The sequence below is a fragment of the Arthrobacter sp. SD1074B genome, assembly GCF_056780195.1.
Genome location: NZ_JBRAZT010000001.1, coordinates 1,057,331 through 1,073,561, shown reverse-complemented (window position 1 = coordinate 1,073,561; position 16,231 = coordinate 1,057,331). Strand labels below are relative to the sequence as shown.

Here is a 16,231-nt window from a genome sequence, read left to right as displayed (position 1 = left end):
TGTTTGACCACCAAAAGGAGAAGTCCGTGTCGACCACCAACAGCGCAACTGCAGCTTGGCTTACCCAGGAAGCTTTTGACCGCCTGAAGGCAGAGCTGGACCACCTCTCCGGCGCCGGCCGTGCAGACATCGTTCAGAAGATCGAAGCTGCCCGCCAGGAAGGCGACCTCAAGGAGAACGGCGGTTACCACGCTGCCAAGGAAGAGCAGGGCAAGATCGAGGCCCGCATCCGCCAGCTGACCGTGCTGCTCCGCGATGCCCACGTCGGCGAAGCCGCTGCCGACGACGGAATCGTCGAGCCGGGCATGATTGTCGTGGCGAAGATCGCCGGGGACGAAGAGACGTTCCTGCTGGGCTCCCGCGAAATCGCCGGCGATTCGGATCTGGACGTCTTCAGCGAGAAGTCCCCGCTGGGTTCCGCCATCGTCGGCCACAAGGAAGGCGACAAGCTCAGCTACACCGCCCCGAACGGCAAGGACATCACCGTGGAGATCATCTCCGCGAAGCCGTACGTCGGCTGACCCAAGCAGCGCCCGACGCCGGCCCTCCCCCGCAGCGGGATGGCTGGCGTCGGCATTTAACTACCGTTTGCGGCGCAGCAGCAGGGCCGCAATCACGCCGCCGGCGGCCCCGCCCAGGTGGGCCTGCCAGGACACGTAGCCCGCCACGATGGGGAGCATGCCGAAGAGGATGCCGCCGTAGGCCAGGAAGAGCACCACGGAGAGCAGGATCTGGCCCCAGTGCCGGTTGAAGAAGCCGCGCACCAGCAGGAACGCGAAGAGCCCGAAGACCAGCCCGGATGCCCCGACCGTGACGTTGTGGCCGCCGATCAGCCACACCGTCGCGCCGGAGCCCACCCAGCTCGAGGCGAGCGCGGTGGCAAAGACCCGTACGCCGGACAGGAAGACCAGGAACCCGAAGATGATCAGCGGCAGGGTGTTGGAAAGCAGGTGCGCGAGGTTGGCGTGCAGCAGCGGAAAGGTCAGGATGTCCAGCAGCCCGTCAGCGGAGCGCGGCCGCAGCCCGAAGGTGCCGTTGAGCGAGTGCAGCATCAGGGTGTTGAGGACCTCGATCGCGTAGAGCAGCAGCACGAAGGAGCCCACCACGAGCAGGCCCCGGCGGGCCCGAAACGCGGGAGTGTCACGGCCCCGTTCCCCCTCGGACGCTTCGAGCACCGCGGCCGCCTAGTGCACCACGATCGGCTGGAAACCTTCGGCCCGGAGCGCGCCCAGGACCTGCTCGCAGTGCTCGTGGCCCTTGGTTTCCAGGTTGACGGTGATGGAGACGTCGCCCATGCTGATCGAGCCGCCCACCCGGGTGTGGTCCAGGCCGGTCACGTTCGCATCATTTTCGGCGATGATCCGGGCGATGGTCGCGAGCGAGCCGGGCCGGTCATCGAGCATCATCCGCACGGTCATGTAGCGCCCCGCGGCGGAGAGGCCGCGCTGGATGACTTTGAGCATCAGCATCGGGTCGATGTTGCCGCCGGAGAGCACGACGGCGGTGGTCCCGGGGTTCTCGATCTTGCCTTCCATCAGCGCGGCGACGCCCACGGCGCCAGCCGGTTCGACCACCATCTTGGCCCGTTCCAGCAGGAAGATCAGCGCCCTGGCCAGCGCGTCCTCGCTGACCGTGACGACGTCGTCGACGAGTTCGCGGATGATGCTGAAGGGCAGCTGCCCCGGCCGGCCCACGGCGATGCCGTCGGCCATTGTGGAGACGCGCTTGAGCGGCACGAGGGCGTCGGCGGCGAGCGAGGGCGGGTAGGCGGCGGCGTTTTCGGCCTGCACGCCGATGATCCGGATTTCCCGGCCGAGTTCCTTGGCCCTGGCCTTCACGGCCACGGCGACGCCGGCCAGCAGCCCGCCGCCGCCGACGCCCATCAGGATGGTGTCCACGTTGGGGATCTGCTCGAGGATTTCCAGTCCGACGGTGCCCTGTCCGGCCACGACGTCGACGTCGTCGAACGGGTGGACAAAGACGGCACCCGTTTCGTCCGCGTAGCGCTTGGCCTCGGCCAGCGCCTCGTCGACGTTGTGCCCGTGCAGCACCACCTCGGCGCCGTGGCTGCGCGTCGCGGCGAGCTTGGGCAGTGCGACGCCCAGCGGCATGTAGATGCGGGCCTTGATGCCGAGGGCCCTCGCGGCGACGGCCACGCCCTGGGCGTGGTTGCCGGCCGAGGCCGCGACGACGCCGCGCTTCTTCTCTTCGGCGGAGAGCTTGGCCATCCGGACGTAGGCGCCGCGCACCTTAAAGGAGCCTGCGCGCTGCAGATTCTCGCATTTGAAGTAGACCTCGCCGCCGGCGATGCTGCCCAGCGCCCGGGATGACTCCACCGGGGTCCGCGTAATAATCCCGTCGAGCAGCTTCTGCGCCTCCAGGACATCGTCCAGCGTGACGGGCAGGCTCTCGAGGGTATTCACGAACTAGTCTCCTTTAGGGGTTCCGGCGTCGGCGCCAGGGTGGCGGACCTCCCCGTCGCCCGGGTCCTGGCTGGCGCCGGCAAGTGCAGGGGCTCCCTGCCGGCTCGCGGCTGCCAGGTCTCCATCATGTTCCCACGTTCTGGCCGCGATGTACCGAACGGCCGAGTTTGCTACGGCGAGGATCGGCACGGAGAACAGGGCGCCCGGGATGCCGGCGAGGTAGGAGCCGGCGGCGACGGACAGGATGACGGCGACCGGGTGGAGCGAGACTGCTTTGCCCATCACGAGGGGCTGCAGGATGTGGCCTTCCAGCTGCTGGACCAGCAGCACGATGGCCACCATGATGAGCGCGTTGACCAGGCCGTTGGCCACCAAGGCCAGTAGCACGGCGACGGCACCGGTGACGAGTGCGCCGACCAGGGGGATGAACGAACCTATGAACACCAGCACGCCGAGCGGCAGGGCCAGCGGGACGCCGATGATCGCGGCGCCGACGCCGATTCCGAGTGCGTCCACGAAGGCGACGAACATCTGGATCCGGGTGTAGCTGACCATGGAAGTCCAGCCGCGCCGGCCGGCGCCGTTGACGGCCGGGCGGGCCTTCCGCGGCATCAGCCGGACCAGGAATCCCCAGATCCGTTCGCCTTCGAGCAGGAAGAAGATCGTCACGAACAAGGCGATCAGGAGCCCGGCGGCGAAGTGCCCGGCGGTGCTGCCGAAGGTCAGCGCGCCGCTGAGGATGCTGCTGCTGTTCTTCTGCAGCGCGTCGGCGCCTTCCTTGACGTAGGTGTCAATCTGGGCGGCCGTCAGGTGCAGCGGGCCTTCGGCGAGCCAGGTCTGGACCTGCTGTAGGCCCGTCAGCGCCTGGCTCCAGAGTTCGCCGAAGCCGGCGGTGAGCTGGCGGCCCACGAGGGCGAGCGCGCCGGCAATGAACCCGATGAAGCCGAGCAGCGTGATGGCGACGGCGGCGCCGTTAGGCACCCGCCGCCGGCGCAGCCAGCGGGTGACGGGGCTGAGCAGACCGGCCAGCAGGGCGGCGACCATCACCGGGATGATCAGGAAGCTGATCTTACTGAGCAGCCAGACGAGCACCCCGGTCACGAGCAGGATCAGACCAATCCGCCACGCCCACGACGCCGCGATCCGCACGCCGTAAGGTATGTCTTCGTCCAGTTCCCGGTCGCTGCGGGCCCGGGGAGCGGCGTTCGGCACACCGGCGGGCATGGTGCCGGCGGGCATGGTGCCGGCGGGCGTGGTGCCGGCGGGCTGGGCGGCTGGCACACGGGCGGGCGTGCCGGCAGCAGGGGCGGAAAGCCCGGGGGCGGCGTACCCGGGGAGCTCGGCATCCGAATGGGGGGTGGCGTGCTCAGCTGGCGTCATAGCCCAATAATTCCCCAGTGCGGCCCACAAGGGAAACTCCCGGCGGCTAGATGCCCAGTGCGGCGGTGATTCCCCAGCTCATCGTGAAGGACTCCCCCGCCGGCAGCCAGCGCAGCCCGTCTCCGGTGTTGAACGCGTTGGCCGGCCCCGTCATGGGCTCAAGGGCCACTGCCTTGCGCCGTCCGGGGTACTGGTCCGTGACGAAAACGTGGACGTAGCGGCAATGCTCGTCCTGCCAGAGACTCACGCTGCGGCCGTCCGCCGCACGCAGCGTGCTGCGGGCCACACCGCTTTCGAAGTCCAGGTCAGTGTAGGCGCTGTCCAGGTCCAGGTCCCCGGCCAGCCGCCCGGCCCGGAGGTCGAAGTCCCCGGCGGCCGGCTCAGTGCTGCGCGGAATCAGCCGGTCATCCGTCACCAGCCGGGTGCGGCCGCCGACGGTTACGGTCAGTTCCTCGCTGGGTACCTCGCCGAGCCGCAGGTAGGGGTGTGCACCGAGGACGAAGGGGGCCGCGTCGTCGGAGTCGTTGACCAGCGTCTGCCGGACGGTGAGCCCCAGGGCCTCGTCCAGCCCGTAGCGCACCCGGTGCCGCAGCAGGAACGGATAGCCATGCTGCGGAAACACGGCCGCCTCCAGGGTCACGGAGAATTCCGATTCGTCCACCAGTTCGTAGGAAGAATTGCGCAGCAGCCCGTGACTGGCGTTGTTCCTGGCCACTTCGGTGATGTCGAGTTGCTGCTTTTTCCCGTTGAGGTGCCAGACGCCGTCCTCGACCCGGTTTGCCCACGGCGCCAGGGTGATGCCGGTGGCGCCCGGCGGGATCTCGGCGTCCCCGTAGCTCTCCGTCAGCTGCACGCCGGCACGGCTGTAGAGCCGCAGGCCGGCCGCGAGTTCGGTCACCACGGCCAGGGCGTCGCCACGGCGCAGCTCGTATTGCCGGCCGGTCGCGTAGCGCCGGGCGGAGGAATCCGCCCCCGTGCTGGAAGGCAGGGCGGCGGACGGGTCGGCGGCGGAGCCGCCGGAGGAAGCGGATGCCGGGGAAGCGGTGAGGTCCATGGGCACCACCGTACCGAACCGTGCGGCCACCCGTACACGGCGGGGCTTTGCCGGAAACTCCTGAAGTCTGATCGAATGATGGAATGTGCGCCAACAGCATCACCCGGGGAATTCTCGCCGACGGCCGGGAGCTCTTCTACTTCGCCGACGCCGGCGGGGACGGCGGCGCCGGTGGTAGTGCGGGTGGTAGTGCGGGTGGTGGCGCCCCGCGGGCGCCCGCCGACGGCAGGACCCTTGACGGACGCGGTCCCGCCGGCGAGCTGCGCTTCGACGCACTGACCGGTGAGTGGGTCGCCATCGCCGCGCACCGCCAGTCCCGGACGCACCTCCCGCCGGCAGAGGACTGCCCGCTGTGCCCCAGCACCCCGGAGCGCCGCTCGGAAATCCCGGCGCCGGACTACGACGTCGTCGTGTTCGAAAACCGTTTCCCCTCCCTGGGTCCCGGGCTGGGGCAGTTGCCGGATCAACCGGCGTGGGGAACCAGGGTGCCGTCCTACGGACGCTGCGAGGTAGTTTCGTTCACCCCGGACCATGCCGGTTCCTTCGCCGGCCTCAGCGAGGCCCGGGCCCGCACCGTGGTGGAGGCTTGGGCCGTCCGGACTGCGGCGCTCGGGGCACTGCCCGGGATCCGCCAGGTCTTCCCGTTCGAGAACCGCGGCGCGGAAATTGGCGTCACCCTGCACCACCCGCACGGCCAGATCTACGCCTACCCCTACCTTCCGCCGCGGGCCGCGGTGCTCGCCGCCGCCGCGCGGAAGTACTACGACGACGCCGGGAGCCGGGACACGCTGACCGGCTCGCTGCTGCGGGCCGAACGCACGGACGGCAGCCGGATGGTGCTCGAGGGCCGGCATTTCAGTGCGTATGTGCCCTTCGCCGCCCGCTGGCCGTTGGAGGTCCACCTCGTCCCGCACCGGCAGGTCCCCGACCTCGCCGCCCTGCACGGCGAGGAGCGGGACGAACTGGCGCAGCTGTACCTGGACCTGTTGCGGCGCCTGGACACCCTCTACCCCACCCCCATGCCCTACATCGCCGCGTGGCAGCAGGCGCCGCTGGATAAGCTGCTGCGTCCCGCCGGCTACCTGCACCTGCAGCTGACCTCGCCGCGCCGCGCCGCGGACAAGCTAAAGTACCTGGCCGGGTCCGAGGCCGCCATGGGGGCCTTCATCAACGACACCACGCCGGAGGCGGTAGCGGCCCGGCTCCGCGGCGCGGCCCCGGCACCCGACAGACCCTCCACATCCGGCACATCCTCCACATCCGGCTCTTTCGCCGGGAGCGGCACGGCCAGCACGGAAGGCAGCACACGATGAGCGTCCCGCTGGGCACCAGTGAACTCCAGTCCCGGTTTGCGGACGTCTTCGGGGCGGACCCCGACGGCGTCTGGCAGGCCCCCGGCCGGGTCAACCTGATCGGCGAACACACGGACTACAACGAGGGTTTCGTACTGCCGTTCGCCATTGACCGGACCGCCCGGGTGGCCGTCCGCCTCCGGCCCGACTCCACACTGCGGATGCTGTCCACGTTCGGGAACCAGGGGTTGACGACGGCGGACGCCGCGGCCCTGGACCCCGCGACGGCCCGGGGCTGGACCAAGTATCCGCTCGGCGTGCTCTGGGCCCTGCAGCAGCGCGGCCTGGCCGTCCCCGGCCTGGACCTGTTGCTGGATTCGGATGTGCCACGGGGAGCCGGGCTCTCCTCCTCGCATGCCATTGAATGCGCAGTCGTCCTGGCCGTCAACGAGCTGACCGGCGCCGGCCTCAGCGCCCAGGACATGGTGCTGGCCACCCAGCGCGCGGAGAATGACTTCGTCGGTGCGCCCACCGGGATCATGGACCAGTCGGCCTCGCTCCGGGGGGCCGCAGGCCGCGCCGTGTTCCTCGACTGCCGCGACCAGGCCGTCCGTCTGGTGCCGTTCGACGCCGAGGCCGCCGGCCTGGTGCTGCTCGTGATCGACACCAAGGTCTCGCATTCGCACGCCGGCGGCGGCTACGCGGCACGGCGGGCGTCCTGCGAGCTGGGCGCCGATGTGCTCGGCGTCCGGGCGTTGCGCGACGTCGGACTCGCGGATCTTGAGGAGGCCGCCGGGCTGCTGGACACGGAAACGTTCCATCGGGTCCGGCACGTCGTCACGGAGAACGACCGCGTGCTGCGGACCGTGGAACTGCTCGAGGGCACCGGCCCGCAGGCGATCGGCGTGCTGCTGGACGCCTCCCACGCCTCCATGCGGGACGACTTCGACATCTCCTGCCCCGAACTGGACCTCGCGGTCGACACGGCCCGCACCGCGGGCGCCATCGGCGCCCGGATGACCGGCGGCGGGTTCGGCGGCTCCGCGATTGCCCTCACCCCCGCGGACTCGGAGCAGCGGGTACGGGCCGACGTCGGACGCGCCTTCGCCCGCGCCGGCTACGCCGCCCCGGACGTCTTCCGGGTGCGCCCCGCGGCGGGAGCGCTGCGGCTGGCCTGACCGGTTCCTGCCGGTACTGCCGGTCCGGGCGGTCCGGGCGTAGGCTGGGCGCATGCCGGAAGCCGTCATCGTTGCCACCGCCCGGAGCCCCATCGGCCGCGCCTTCAAAGGATCGTTGAAGGACGAGCGGCCCGACGATCTTGCCGCCGCCATGGTCTCCGCCGCCCTCGCCAAAGTGCCCGCCTTCGACCCGCGCGAGACCGGCCGCGGCCTCGATGACCTCTATCTGGGCTGCGCCGAGCCCAGCGGCGAGGCCGGGTCCAACATGGCCCGGGTGGTGGCCATCCTGGCCGGCCTCGACAACGTCCCGGCCGCCACCATCAACCGCTTCTGCGCCTCCAGCCTGCAGACCATCAGGATGGCCTTCCACGCCATCAAGGCCGGCGAGGGTGACGCCTTCGTCGCGGCCGGGGTGGAAGCGGTCTCCCGGTACCGCGACTGGGCCGGCGCCGGGGAGACCGACGCCGCCACCCACAACCCGCGCTTCGACGCCGCCGGGAAGCGCACCGCCGCCAGGGCAGCGTCCAACACGCCCTGGACCGACCCCCGGCTCGGCGGCAGGATGCCGGACATCTATACGTCCATGGGCCAGACCGCGGAGAACGTCGCCACCAGCTACGGCATCAGCCGCGCGGAGCAGGACGCCTGGGCGGTGCAGAGCCAGAACCGGGCCGAGGTGGCCATCGCCTCCGGGTTCTACGCCCGTGAAATCACCCCGTACACGCGCCGGGACGGCACCGTGATCGACCGGGACGACTCGCCCCGGGCAGGGGTCACGCCCGACGCGGTGGGCGCCCTGCAGCCGGTCTTCCGCAGCGCCGGAACCGTGACGGCAGGCAACGCCTGCCCGCTCAACGACGGCGCCGCCGCCGTCGTCGTCATGAACGATTCCCGCGCCCGGGAACTCGGGCTGGAGCCGCTGGCCCGCATCGTCTCCACCGGGGTCAGCGCCCTGTCCCCCGAACTGATGGGCATGGGTCCGGTCGAGGCGACCCGGCGGGCGCTGAAGCTCGCCGGCCTCTCGATTGGCGACCTTGACCTCGTCGAGCTCAATGAGGCCTTCGCGGTCCAGGTGGTCGCCAGCGCCCGGGAACTGGGGATCGACCCGGACCGGCTCAACGTCCACGGCGGAGCCATCGCCCTGGGCCACCCGTTCGGCATGACCGGCGCCCGGATGGCCACCACGCTGCTCAACGGGCTGCGCGAGCGGGACGGCACCCTTGGCCTGGCCACCTTGTGCGTCGGCGGCGGCCAGGGCATGGCCGTCATCTTCGAGCGGCTCGGCTGAGGGCCGACAACGCAAAAAGCGGGTCCCGCCATCCGGCGGGACCCGCTTCGTTCGCTACGCGGTGGTTCGGCTGCGCCTAGTCGTCGCCGCGGAGGATGGCCAGCAGGCGGATGATCTCGACGTAGAGCCAGACGAGGGTGACCGTAAGGCCGAACGCCGCCGTCCAGGAGAAGCGCTGCGGGGCGCCGCTGCGGACGCCGGCTTCGATGCTGGTGAAGTCCATGATCAGCGAGAAGGCGGCCAGGCCGATCGCGAGCAGGCCGATGAAGACACCCAGCGGGATCCCGAAGATCTCGACCTGGGTACGCAGACCGAAGGGGGTCTGCACCGCGCCGGTCCACATCATGACCATGTTGATGAGCGCGAAGACGGCGTAGCCGATCATGGCGATCATGAAGAAGCGCATCGCCTTGGGGGTGGCGCGGACCTTGCCACTCTTGAACAGGACCAGGGTCACTGCGAAGACGGAGAGCGTGCCGATCACGGCCTGGAGTCCGACGCCGGGGAACATCCCGTCCAGGATCCGGGTCAGGCCGCCGAGGAACAGGCCCTCGAGGGCGGCGTAGGCCAGGATCAGCGCCGGCGAGGGCTGCTTTTTGAAGGTGTTGACGAGGGCCAGGACGAAGCCGCCCAGCGCACCGACGATCATCAGCATCGAGGCCAGGCCCTGTGCCACCACGAGGGTGACGGCGGCGCCCGCGATAACGGCCGCGAGGCAGGCCGCAGTTTTCACGATGACGTCGTCAAAGGTCATGCGGCCGCTGTCGGCCGGTCCCGCGGCAGGGCGGTTGTACATGTCCTGCAGCTGGTCGCTGCTCATCGCCTGCTGCGCCGGGTTCCAGCCGGCCTGCGCCTGGCCGTACTGCGGCTGGCCGTAGCCGCTCTGGCCATACGGGGCCTGGCCGTAGCCCTGCCCGTACGGTGCCGGCGGGGCAGGCGGCGCCTGGGTGGCTCCACGGAAGTTCTTTCCGTTGAAGATCGGGTTTCCGCCAAGTGCCATTGCTGGTGTCCTCCAAATAAGGGGGTAAGTGATGATCGGTGGTGAAGATCGTTATGACTCACGCTACCAATTCCCACGCCCGGCGGGCAGGGATAGTTCCCGGCCGGTTCCGGCCGCAACCCAACCGTGATGTGCGGGGCCCAATCCGCGCGCCGCCGGCCCGACTGTTTAGGAATCCTCGGGAACAACAAAAGTTTTCTTTAGCCGCGCTAAATCTAATCCCCGGTCCGGCTTCACGGTTGTTACGCGATCGCGACGTTATCCCTGCTCGCGGCGGCAATAGTTGGCCTTCGCTGGCTGTAACATTGGGCCAACAGGGTGACGAACGTCACAAGGACGACTGTCGAAAGGCAGCCCGCTCCATCGCATCGCAGTATCCGCACCACCCAGTCCCCTGACCGTTCGCAGCGGTTGCAATGGCGCAACCCAGACCACCCCCATGTGGAGGTTTTCAATTTGAGAAGCACACCGAAAGGCCTGTCGCAGAGACGGCGCGGCAAACTGCTGAAAGCTGTGGGGGCCATGTTCGCCGCCGTGGCCGCCCTTCTGCTCATCGTCGCCCCGGCATCCCAGGCCGCGACACCGTCGCCGACACCATCCCCGTCGAGCACCACGTTCCAGAACAGCATCAGCGGCTTCCTGCGCGGCGGTGACCGAACTCCGCTGGCCGGGGTTGAAATCACGGCCACCGGCGAAGGTTTTACCGGGTCGACGAAATCTTCCGCAAACGGCTCCTGGTCCATCGGCGTCCCCAAGCAGGGAACGTACGAGGTCAAACTCAACGAAGCCACGGTTCCCGACGGCCGCAAGCTCGCAGAAGGTCAGGAAAACCCCCGCAAGGTCACCTTTAGCCAGACCTCCAACCTCTCCGTGATCTTCGCGTTCGGCGAAGGCATCGTTGTCCAGCAGCAGGACTTCGGCAAGAACCTGATCAACCGCCTCGTCGCCGGGCTGAGCTTCGGCCTGCTCCTGGCTCTCGCCTCGGTGGGACTCTCACTGATCTTCGGCACCACTGGCCTGACCAACTTCGCGCACGGCGAGATGGTCACCCTGGGCGCCGTGCTGGTCTTCGCCTTCAACGCCATGAATCTCCCGTTCTGGCTGGCGATACTGCTTGCGCTCCTCGGCGGTGGCCTCTTCGGCTACGTCCAGGACGCCGGGTTGTGGAAGCCGCTCCGCCGCCGCGGTACCGGGCTGGTGCCGATGATGATCGTCAGCATCGGCCTGGCCCTCGCCGTCCGCTACGTGATCCAGTTCTTCTTCGGCGGCGCCACCCAGCAGCTGCCCTACGCTCAGAGCGCGGAAATCGAGATCGGGCCGGTGTCCATCTCGCCCAACAACCTCTGGTCCCTGCTCATCAGCGTCGTCGTCATTGCCATCCTCGGCGTCGTCCTGCTTAAGACCCGGCTCGGCAAAGCCACCCGCGCAGTGGCCGATAACCCGGCACTGGCCGCGGCCTCCGGCATCGACGTTGACTCGGTCATCCGGATTGTCTGGGTCACCGGCGGCATGCTCGCCTCGCTCGGCGGCATCCTCTGGGCTTATTACCGTCCCGGCGTGACCTTCGACATGGGCTCACAGATCCTGCTGCTCATCTTCGCCGGCGTCACCCTGGGCGGCCTCGGCACGGTGTGGGGCGCCCTGTTGGGATCTATCATCGTCGGCATCTTCGTGGAGCTGACCACCGTCTTCGGCCTCGCCGCCGACCTCAAATATGTGGGAGCCCTGTTCATCATGATTATTGTCCTCTTGTTCCGGCCCCAGGGCATCCTGGGCCGCCGCGAGCGCGTGGGTTAGGAGACGACATGGACTTCGGATTTATTCTCTCCAGTGCCGCCGGCGAACTGTTCAGCCCGACGACGGCGGCGTACGCGCTCGCGGCGCTCGGCCTGGCGGTCCACTTCGGCTACTCGGGCCTGCTGAACTTCGGCCAGGCAGGCTTTATGGCGGTGGGGGCCTATGGCTTCGCCATCTCCACCCTGACGTTCCACGTGCCGTTCTTCGTAGGCCTGCTGATCGCCGTCGTCTGCTCGGCAATCTTCGCCCTGCTGCTCGGCATCCCCACGCTCCGGCTGCGGGCCGACTACCTCGCCATCGTCACGATCGCGTCGGCAGAAATCGTCCGCTATATCGTCACGACAAACCAGCTGACCGACATAACCGGTTCCGCCAACGGCCTGGCCGCCTTCGAAGGCGACTTCTACGCGATGAACCCGTTCCCCGACGGGTCTTACTTCGGCATGAACAACCGCGACTTCTTCATCCGTGTGGTCGGCTGGGCCCTGGTGATCGTCTGCTGCCTGCTGGTCTGGCTCCTGATGCGCAGCCCGTGGGGCCGCGTCCTCAAGGGCATCCGCGAGGACGAGAACGCTGTCCGCTCCCTCGGCAAGAACGTCTACTCCTACAAGATGCAGGCCCTCGTCATTGGCGGCGTGCTCGGAGCCCTCGCGGGGATGGTGTTCACCCTCCCCCGCGGCGCGGTGCAGCCGGCGAACTACGGCACCGAGCTGACGTTCTTCCTCTACACCTGCCTGCTGCTCGGCGGACTCGGCACCGTGCTGGGGCCCGTCGTCGGGGCAATGATCTTCTGGGTCGTCCTGTCCCTCACCCAGGGGGTGCTGTACGGCCTGATCGAATCGGGCGCCGTCACGTGGCTGAACACGGTTCAGGCCGGCCAGCTGCGCTACATCCTGGTCGGCATCGCACTGATGCTGCTGATGATCTTCAGGCCCCAGGGCGTCTTCGGCAACAAGAAGGAGCTGGCGTTCGCATGAGCATGCACAGCGAAGAACCACAGGCGGGCGCCGGGACCTCCGGCGCGGCCGAGACCATCGACTACATGACGGACTCGCGTCCGATTGCCGCGGGCGAGATCGCCCCCGGCTGCAAGAAGCGCGACCCGATCCTGGTGGCGGAAAACGTCACCCGCAGCTTCGGCGGCATCAACGCCGTCGACGTCGAATACCTGGAAATCCCGCGGCACAAGATCACGGCCCTGATCGGTCCCAACGGCGCCGGCAAGACCACCCTGTTCAACCTGCTGACGGGCTTTGATACGCCTAATACGGGCAAGTGGCAGTTTGAGGGCAACGGCCTGGCCGGCGTCTCCTCCTACAAGGTGGCGCGGATGGGCATGGTCCGCACCTTCCAGCTGACCAAGGTCATGGGCAAGCTCACCGTCATGGAGAACATGCGGCTGGGCGCCTCGCACCAGTCCGGCGAGAAGCTCTCCAAGGCCCTGTTCAAGGGGATCTGGGGCGGCCAGGAAAAGAAGATCACCGAAGAAGCCAACGTGCTGCTGGAGAAGTTCAAGCTCGACGCCAAGAAGGACGACTACGCGGCGTCCCTCTCCGGCGGCCAGCGCAAGCTTCTCGAAATGGCCCGCTCGCTCATGGTCCGGCCCAAGCTCGTGATGCTCGACGAGCCGATGGCAGGCGTCAACCCGGCGCTGACCCAGTCCCTGCTGGACCACATCAAGAACCTCAAGGCCGAGGGCATGACAGTGTTGTTCGTCGAGCACGACATGCACATGGTCCGCCACATTGCCGACTGGGTTGTGGTGATGGCCGAGGGCAAGATCGTGGCCGAGGGGCCGCCCGCCGAGGTCATGAAGAACCCGGCCGTGATCGACGCCTACCTGGGAGCCCACCACGATGTGGACCTGGGCGACTCGGAAGGCATTAAGGTACTCGCGGCCGAACTCGAGGCCGACGATGAATCAATCGTCGGCACCGAGAACGCGGGCGTCATCTCCACCGACGTCCTCATGACGGAGGCATCCCGGCCCAACACGGCCAACGGCGCACCACACGGCCGGCGGAGCGCCGAGGAGCCGCACCACGGCGAGCCGAACCGGACAGAGAAGGACACAGAATGAGTGCCACGAGGGCGGCAGCCGCCGCCAAGAACGCATACGAGGGCGATTCGGTCGTCAAGGTCACCGACCTGGTGGCCGGCTACATCCCGGGCGTCAACATTCTCAATGGCTGCAGCATCGAGGCCCGCAAGGGTGAGCTGATCGGCATCATCGGACCCAACGGCGCCGGCAAGTCGACCCTGCTGAAGGCCATGTTCGGCCTCGTCAAGGTCCACTCCGGCTCCGTGGTGGTCCGCGGCCAGGACATCACCGGGCTGAAGGCCAACAAGCTGGTGAGCCGCGGCGTTGGGTTCGTCCCGCAGACCAACAACGTCTTCGCCGCCCTGACCATCGAAGAGAACCTCCAGATGGGGATGTTCCAGCGGCCGAAGGACTTCGCCGAACGGTTCGACTTCGTCTCGGAACTGTTCCCGGAGCTGGCTAAGCGCCGGGCCCAGCGCGCAGGTTCCCTCTCCGGCGGTGAACGCCAGATGGTTGCCATGGGACGGGCCCTGATGATGGACCCGGCCGTGCTGCTGCTCGACGAGCCGTCCGCAGGCCTCTCCCCCGTCAAGCAGGACGAGACCTTCCTGCGGGTGCATGAAATCAACCGGGCCGGCGTCTCCGTGATCATGGTGGAACAGAACGCACGGCGCTGCCTGCAGATCTGTGACCGCGGCTACGTCCTGGACCAGGGCAAGGACGCGTACACGGGCACCGGCCGGGAACTCATGAAGGACCCCAAGGTCATCCAGCTGTACCTGGGCACCTTGGCCGACACGGTCGACTAGCTGTACCGCCAGCCCCACAGCACGGGCTGCCAGAAGGGCCGTCACCACCGGTGGCGGCCCTTCTGCGTACCCCGCGGGTGTGCGGGGCTCCGTGTACCCTCCGGGCGTCTCCGCAGCTGGCCACGTTTCCGCACCGGTTCCGGACCGGCGCACCCCGGATCCGCGGCGCCGTCGTCCGATTCAGTAGCGAAAATCCGGTGCCGCAGCCTCCAGCGCCCACGCCCGGCACCGACGCCCGTCCATTCCCGCGCCCCACCCCCGGCGCCGTCTTCCCCTTCCAGACCCCGACGTCGTCACGCTACGCAAAGTCTTGGGTCGGCTTTCAGTGGGCGGGCGGTTTTCCGGCGTCGGGCGGCTACCCGGCGACCGAAAGTCAGGCGGCCGTAATGCAGGGCCCTTGACCGACCGCACTTCCGGCGGCACCACCCGCCAACGCAAGAGACCCCCGTCCGGAGAGGATGGGGGTCTCTTGGTTGTCTGGGAAGCGGCTTTACAGCTTGCCGAATTCTTCCTTGACGGGCTTGTAGCTGTTGTCATCCTGGAACTCGTAGATGCCGATGTAGGCTTCCGTCGGGTCGCCTGCGTCGGAGAACGTTACGGGGCCGGACTGGCCGTCGTAGTCGATGTCCTTGCCGTTGCGGAGCAGGGTGACGCAGGAGGCGTAGTTGTTGCACTTCTCGCCGCCTTCAGAGACTGCCTTGAGTTGCTTGGCGATGTCTACGCCCTTGGTGCTCTTGGCCGCTTCGGAGGCCAGTGCGATCAGGTTCACAGCGTCGTAGGACTCGCCTGCGTAGCTGTAATCCTTGAGCGCCGGGTCAATCGCGAGGAGCTTCTTCTTGAAGTCATCCTTGGCGAACGTGCCCGGGATGGTGCCCTGGGCGCCCTTCAGGGTGCCAGGCTTGAAGTCCTTGCTGTAGTCGGACATGTTGCCGTCCACCATGAAGATCTGGGTGGGCTTGATGCCCTTGCCCGTCATGAGCGGAACGATGCTCTTGGCCTGGTCGAAGGTGATCAGGGCGATGGCATCCGGCTTGGCCGCAAGGACCTTGTCCACCTGGCTGCTGAACTGGGAGTCGCCTTCGTTGAAGAGCTCTTCCGCCACAACCTTGCCGCCGGCGGCCTCCACCGCGGACTTGACGTTCTTCGCCAGACCCGTGCCGTAAGCGTCGTTCAGTACGATCATGCCAACGGTCTGGGCGCCGCAGGTGGCCATGTAGTTGCCGAGGACCTTGCCCTGCAGCACGTCAGAGGGTGCGGTGCGCCAGTAGAGGCCCTTGTCGTCCCACGTGGTGAAGTCCGGCGAGGTGTTGGCCGGCGAGAACTGGATGACGCCGGCGCCGGTGATCTGGTTGATCACGGTCTTGGAGACGCCCGAGGAGGCGGCACCGATGATGGCGCTGACGCCCTGGCCCAGCAGGGCAGTGGTGGACTGCGTGGCGATGTCCGTCTTGGTGTCACCGGAGTCGCGGTGGATGACCTGGACGGGCTTGCCGAGGACGCCGCCGGCGTCGTTGACTTCCTTGATGCCAAGGTTGACGCCCGCGATTTCGGGCGGGCCGAGGAAGGCCAGGGACCCGGTGGTCGGCAACAGGGAGCCGATCTTGAGCGGGGTGTCCGTGGTGGTCGAGGAGGCGGGCACGGAACCTTCCGCGCTGGCCGAGCTGGTGGCCCCGCCGGTTGCGCTCGGAGCCGGGCAAGCGATGCCGGCCGCCTGGGCGGATGCAGAACCGGTGGTTGCCGACGGCGTGGACGAACCGCCACAAGCCGTAGCCAGAAGGGCGACGCCGAGGCTAAGCGCTGTGAGCTTAGCGATGCGCGGCGCCACCTGGGGGAGTGAAGTCATAGAGAAATCTCCTCGATCTAAAGGTGCGAACGGCCTTTGATGCGAAAGATCAGGTGTTCCTGATTTAGCTTCAAGCTAATGCAATTTCCGCCCGGACAGAAGTGACTACGGTCACATCCTTATAAC

14 protein-coding genes are annotated in these 16,231 nt (G+C 68.0%); 8 read left to right on the top strand and 6 right to left on the bottom strand.

The annotated features are described in order from the left end of the window. The first annotated feature begins 26 nt into the window (after window positions 1–26). Window positions 27–521 (top strand): transcription elongation factor GreA, encoded by a 495-nt coding sequence (greA, locus tag ACUYM2_RS05135; protein ID WP_346959484.1) that lies wholly within the window; start codon window positions 27–29, stop codon window positions 519–521. 60 nt (window positions 522–581) lie between these two features. Here the strand turns inward: greA and ACUYM2_RS05130 are convergent, their stop codons facing one another. The 4 genes from ACUYM2_RS05130 to ACUYM2_RS05115 all read right to left on the bottom strand — a co-directional run bounded on the left by ACUYM2_RS05130 (window position 582) and on the right by ACUYM2_RS05115 (window position 4,857). Beyond that, window positions 582–1,175, bottom strand: coding sequence for a rhomboid family intramembrane serine protease (locus ACUYM2_RS05130; protein ID WP_481599096.1), 594 nt, complete (start codon window positions 1,173–1,175; stop codon window positions 582–584). 9 nt (window positions 1,176–1,184) lie between these two features. Further along, window positions 1,185–2,423 carry a threonine ammonia-lyase gene (gene ilvA / locus ACUYM2_RS05125; protein ID WP_481599095.1) on the bottom strand — a complete coding sequence of 413 codons (1,239 nt, stop codon included), beginning with the start codon at window positions 2,421–2,423 and terminating at the stop codon, window positions 1,185–1,187. 3 nt (window positions 2,424–2,426) lie between these two features. Continuing rightward, complete coding sequence (locus ACUYM2_RS05120; RefSeq protein WP_481601408.1) at window positions 2,427–3,647, bottom strand: AI-2E family transporter; 1,221 nt, start codon at window positions 3,645–3,647, stop codon at window positions 2,427–2,429. 202 nt (window positions 3,648–3,849) lie between these two features. Further along, window positions 3,850–4,857 (bottom strand): aldose 1-epimerase family protein, encoded by a 1,008-nt coding sequence (locus ACUYM2_RS05115; RefSeq protein ID WP_481599094.1) that lies wholly within the window; start codon window positions 4,855–4,857, stop codon window positions 3,850–3,852. An 83-nt stretch (window positions 4,858–4,940) separates the two neighbouring features. Between ACUYM2_RS05115 and galT the strand changes: the two genes are divergently transcribed. The 3 genes from galT to ACUYM2_RS05100 are packed head-to-tail and all read left to right on the top strand — an operon-like array spanning window position 4,941 to window position 8,615. Next, a complete protein-coding gene (gene galT, locus ACUYM2_RS05110; RefSeq protein ID WP_481599093.1) occupies window positions 4,941–6,170 on the top strand; it encodes a galactose-1-phosphate uridylyltransferase in 1,230 nt (409 codons plus the stop codon). Beyond that, entirely contained in the window at window positions 6,167–7,327 is a 1,161-nt protein-coding gene (gene galK, locus ACUYM2_RS05105; RefSeq protein ID WP_481599092.1) for a galactokinase, read from the top strand. Before galT ends, galK begins: the two co-directional genes overlap by 4 nt. 52 nt (window positions 7,328–7,379) lie before the next feature. Further along, window positions 7,380–8,615: an acetyl-CoA C-acetyltransferase gene (locus ACUYM2_RS05100; RefSeq protein WP_481599091.1), complete on the top strand. Its 1,236-nt coding sequence runs from the start codon at window positions 7,380–7,382 to the stop codon at window positions 8,613–8,615. 76 nt (window positions 8,616–8,691) lie between these two features. Here the strand turns inward: ACUYM2_RS05100 and ACUYM2_RS05095 are convergent, their stop codons facing one another. Next, complete coding sequence (locus ACUYM2_RS05095; protein ID WP_481599090.1) at window positions 8,692–9,615, bottom strand: Bax inhibitor-1/YccA family protein; 924 nt, start codon at window positions 9,613–9,615, stop codon at window positions 8,692–8,694. A gap of 522 nt (window positions 9,616–10,137) precedes the next feature. Between ACUYM2_RS05095 and ACUYM2_RS05090 the strand changes: the two genes are divergently transcribed. From ACUYM2_RS05090 to ACUYM2_RS05075, 4 genes are read left to right on the top strand one after another with little or no spacing between them, the layout of a single operon-like run. Continuing rightward, window positions 10,138–11,412 carry a branched-chain amino acid ABC transporter permease gene (locus ACUYM2_RS05090; protein ID WP_481601407.1) on the top strand — a complete coding sequence of 425 codons (1,275 nt, stop codon included), beginning with the start codon at window positions 10,138–10,140 and terminating at the stop codon, window positions 11,410–11,412. 8 nt (window positions 11,413–11,420) lie between these two features. After that, the gene (locus tag ACUYM2_RS05085) at window positions 11,421–12,389 is read left to right on the top strand and encodes a branched-chain amino acid ABC transporter permease (protein WP_481599089.1); all 969 of its coding nucleotides are present in this window, start codon (window positions 11,421–11,423) and stop codon (window positions 12,387–12,389) included. Beyond that, the gene (locus tag ACUYM2_RS05080; protein ID WP_481599088.1) at window positions 12,386–13,492 is read left to right on the top strand and encodes an ABC transporter ATP-binding protein; all 1,107 of its coding nucleotides are present in this window, start codon (window positions 12,386–12,388) and stop codon (window positions 13,490–13,492) included. The genes ACUYM2_RS05085 and ACUYM2_RS05080 overlap by 4 nt, the downstream gene beginning before the upstream one ends. Then, entirely contained in the window at window positions 13,489–14,262 is a 774-nt protein-coding gene (locus ACUYM2_RS05075; RefSeq protein ID WP_481599087.1) for an ABC transporter ATP-binding protein, read from the top strand. The genes ACUYM2_RS05080 and ACUYM2_RS05075 overlap by 4 nt, the downstream gene beginning before the upstream one ends. Before the next feature lie 490 nt (window positions 14,263–14,752). On the opposite strand, the gene ACUYM2_RS05070 is transcribed toward ACUYM2_RS05075, so the two are convergent. Next, a complete protein-coding gene (locus ACUYM2_RS05070) occupies window positions 14,753–16,105 on the bottom strand; it encodes an ABC transporter substrate-binding protein (protein ID WP_481599086.1) in 1,353 nt (450 codons plus the stop codon). Between the last annotated feature and the right edge of the window lie 126 nt (window positions 16,106–16,231).

Excerpts from the sequence above, each read along its gene's own strand:
- ACUYM2_RS05095 (WP_481599090.1), bottom strand. The coding sequence starts at position 9,615 with ATGGCACTTGGCGGAAACCCGATCTTCAACGGAAAGAACTTCCGTGGA.
- ACUYM2_RS05080 (WP_481599088.1), top strand. The coding sequence starts at position 12,386 with ATGAGCATGCACAGCGAAGAACCACAGGCGGGCGCCGGGACCTCCGGC.
- galK (WP_481599092.1), top strand. The coding sequence starts at position 6,167 with ATGAGCGTCCCGCTGGGCACCAGTGAACTCCAGTCCCGGTTTGCGGAC.
- ACUYM2_RS05115 (WP_481599094.1), bottom strand. The coding sequence starts at position 4,857 with ATGGACCTCACCGCTTCCCCGGCATCCGCTTCCTCCGGCGGCTCCGCC.
- ACUYM2_RS05100 (WP_481599091.1), top strand. The coding sequence starts at position 7,380 with ATGCCGGAAGCCGTCATCGTTGCCACCGCCCGGAGCCCCATCGGCCGC.
- galT (WP_481599093.1), top strand. The coding sequence starts at position 4,941 with ATGTGCGCCAACAGCATCACCCGGGGAATTCTCGCCGACGGCCGGGAG.
- ACUYM2_RS05075 (WP_481599087.1), top strand. The coding sequence starts at position 13,489 with ATGAGTGCCACGAGGGCGGCAGCCGCCGCCAAGAACGCATACGAGGGC.
- ACUYM2_RS05070 (WP_481599086.1), bottom strand. The coding sequence starts at position 16,105 with ATGACTTCACTCCCCCAGGTGGCGCCGCGCATCGCTAAGCTCACAGCG.
- ACUYM2_RS05085 (WP_481599089.1), top strand. The coding sequence starts at position 11,421 with ATGGACTTCGGATTTATTCTCTCCAGTGCCGCCGGCGAACTGTTCAGC.
- ACUYM2_RS05120 (WP_481601408.1), bottom strand. The coding sequence starts at position 3,647 with ATGCCCGCCGGTGTGCCGAACGCCGCTCCCCGGGCCCGCAGCGACCGG.
- ACUYM2_RS05090 (WP_481601407.1), top strand. The coding sequence starts at position 10,138 with ATGTTCGCCGCCGTGGCCGCCCTTCTGCTCATCGTCGCCCCGGCATCC.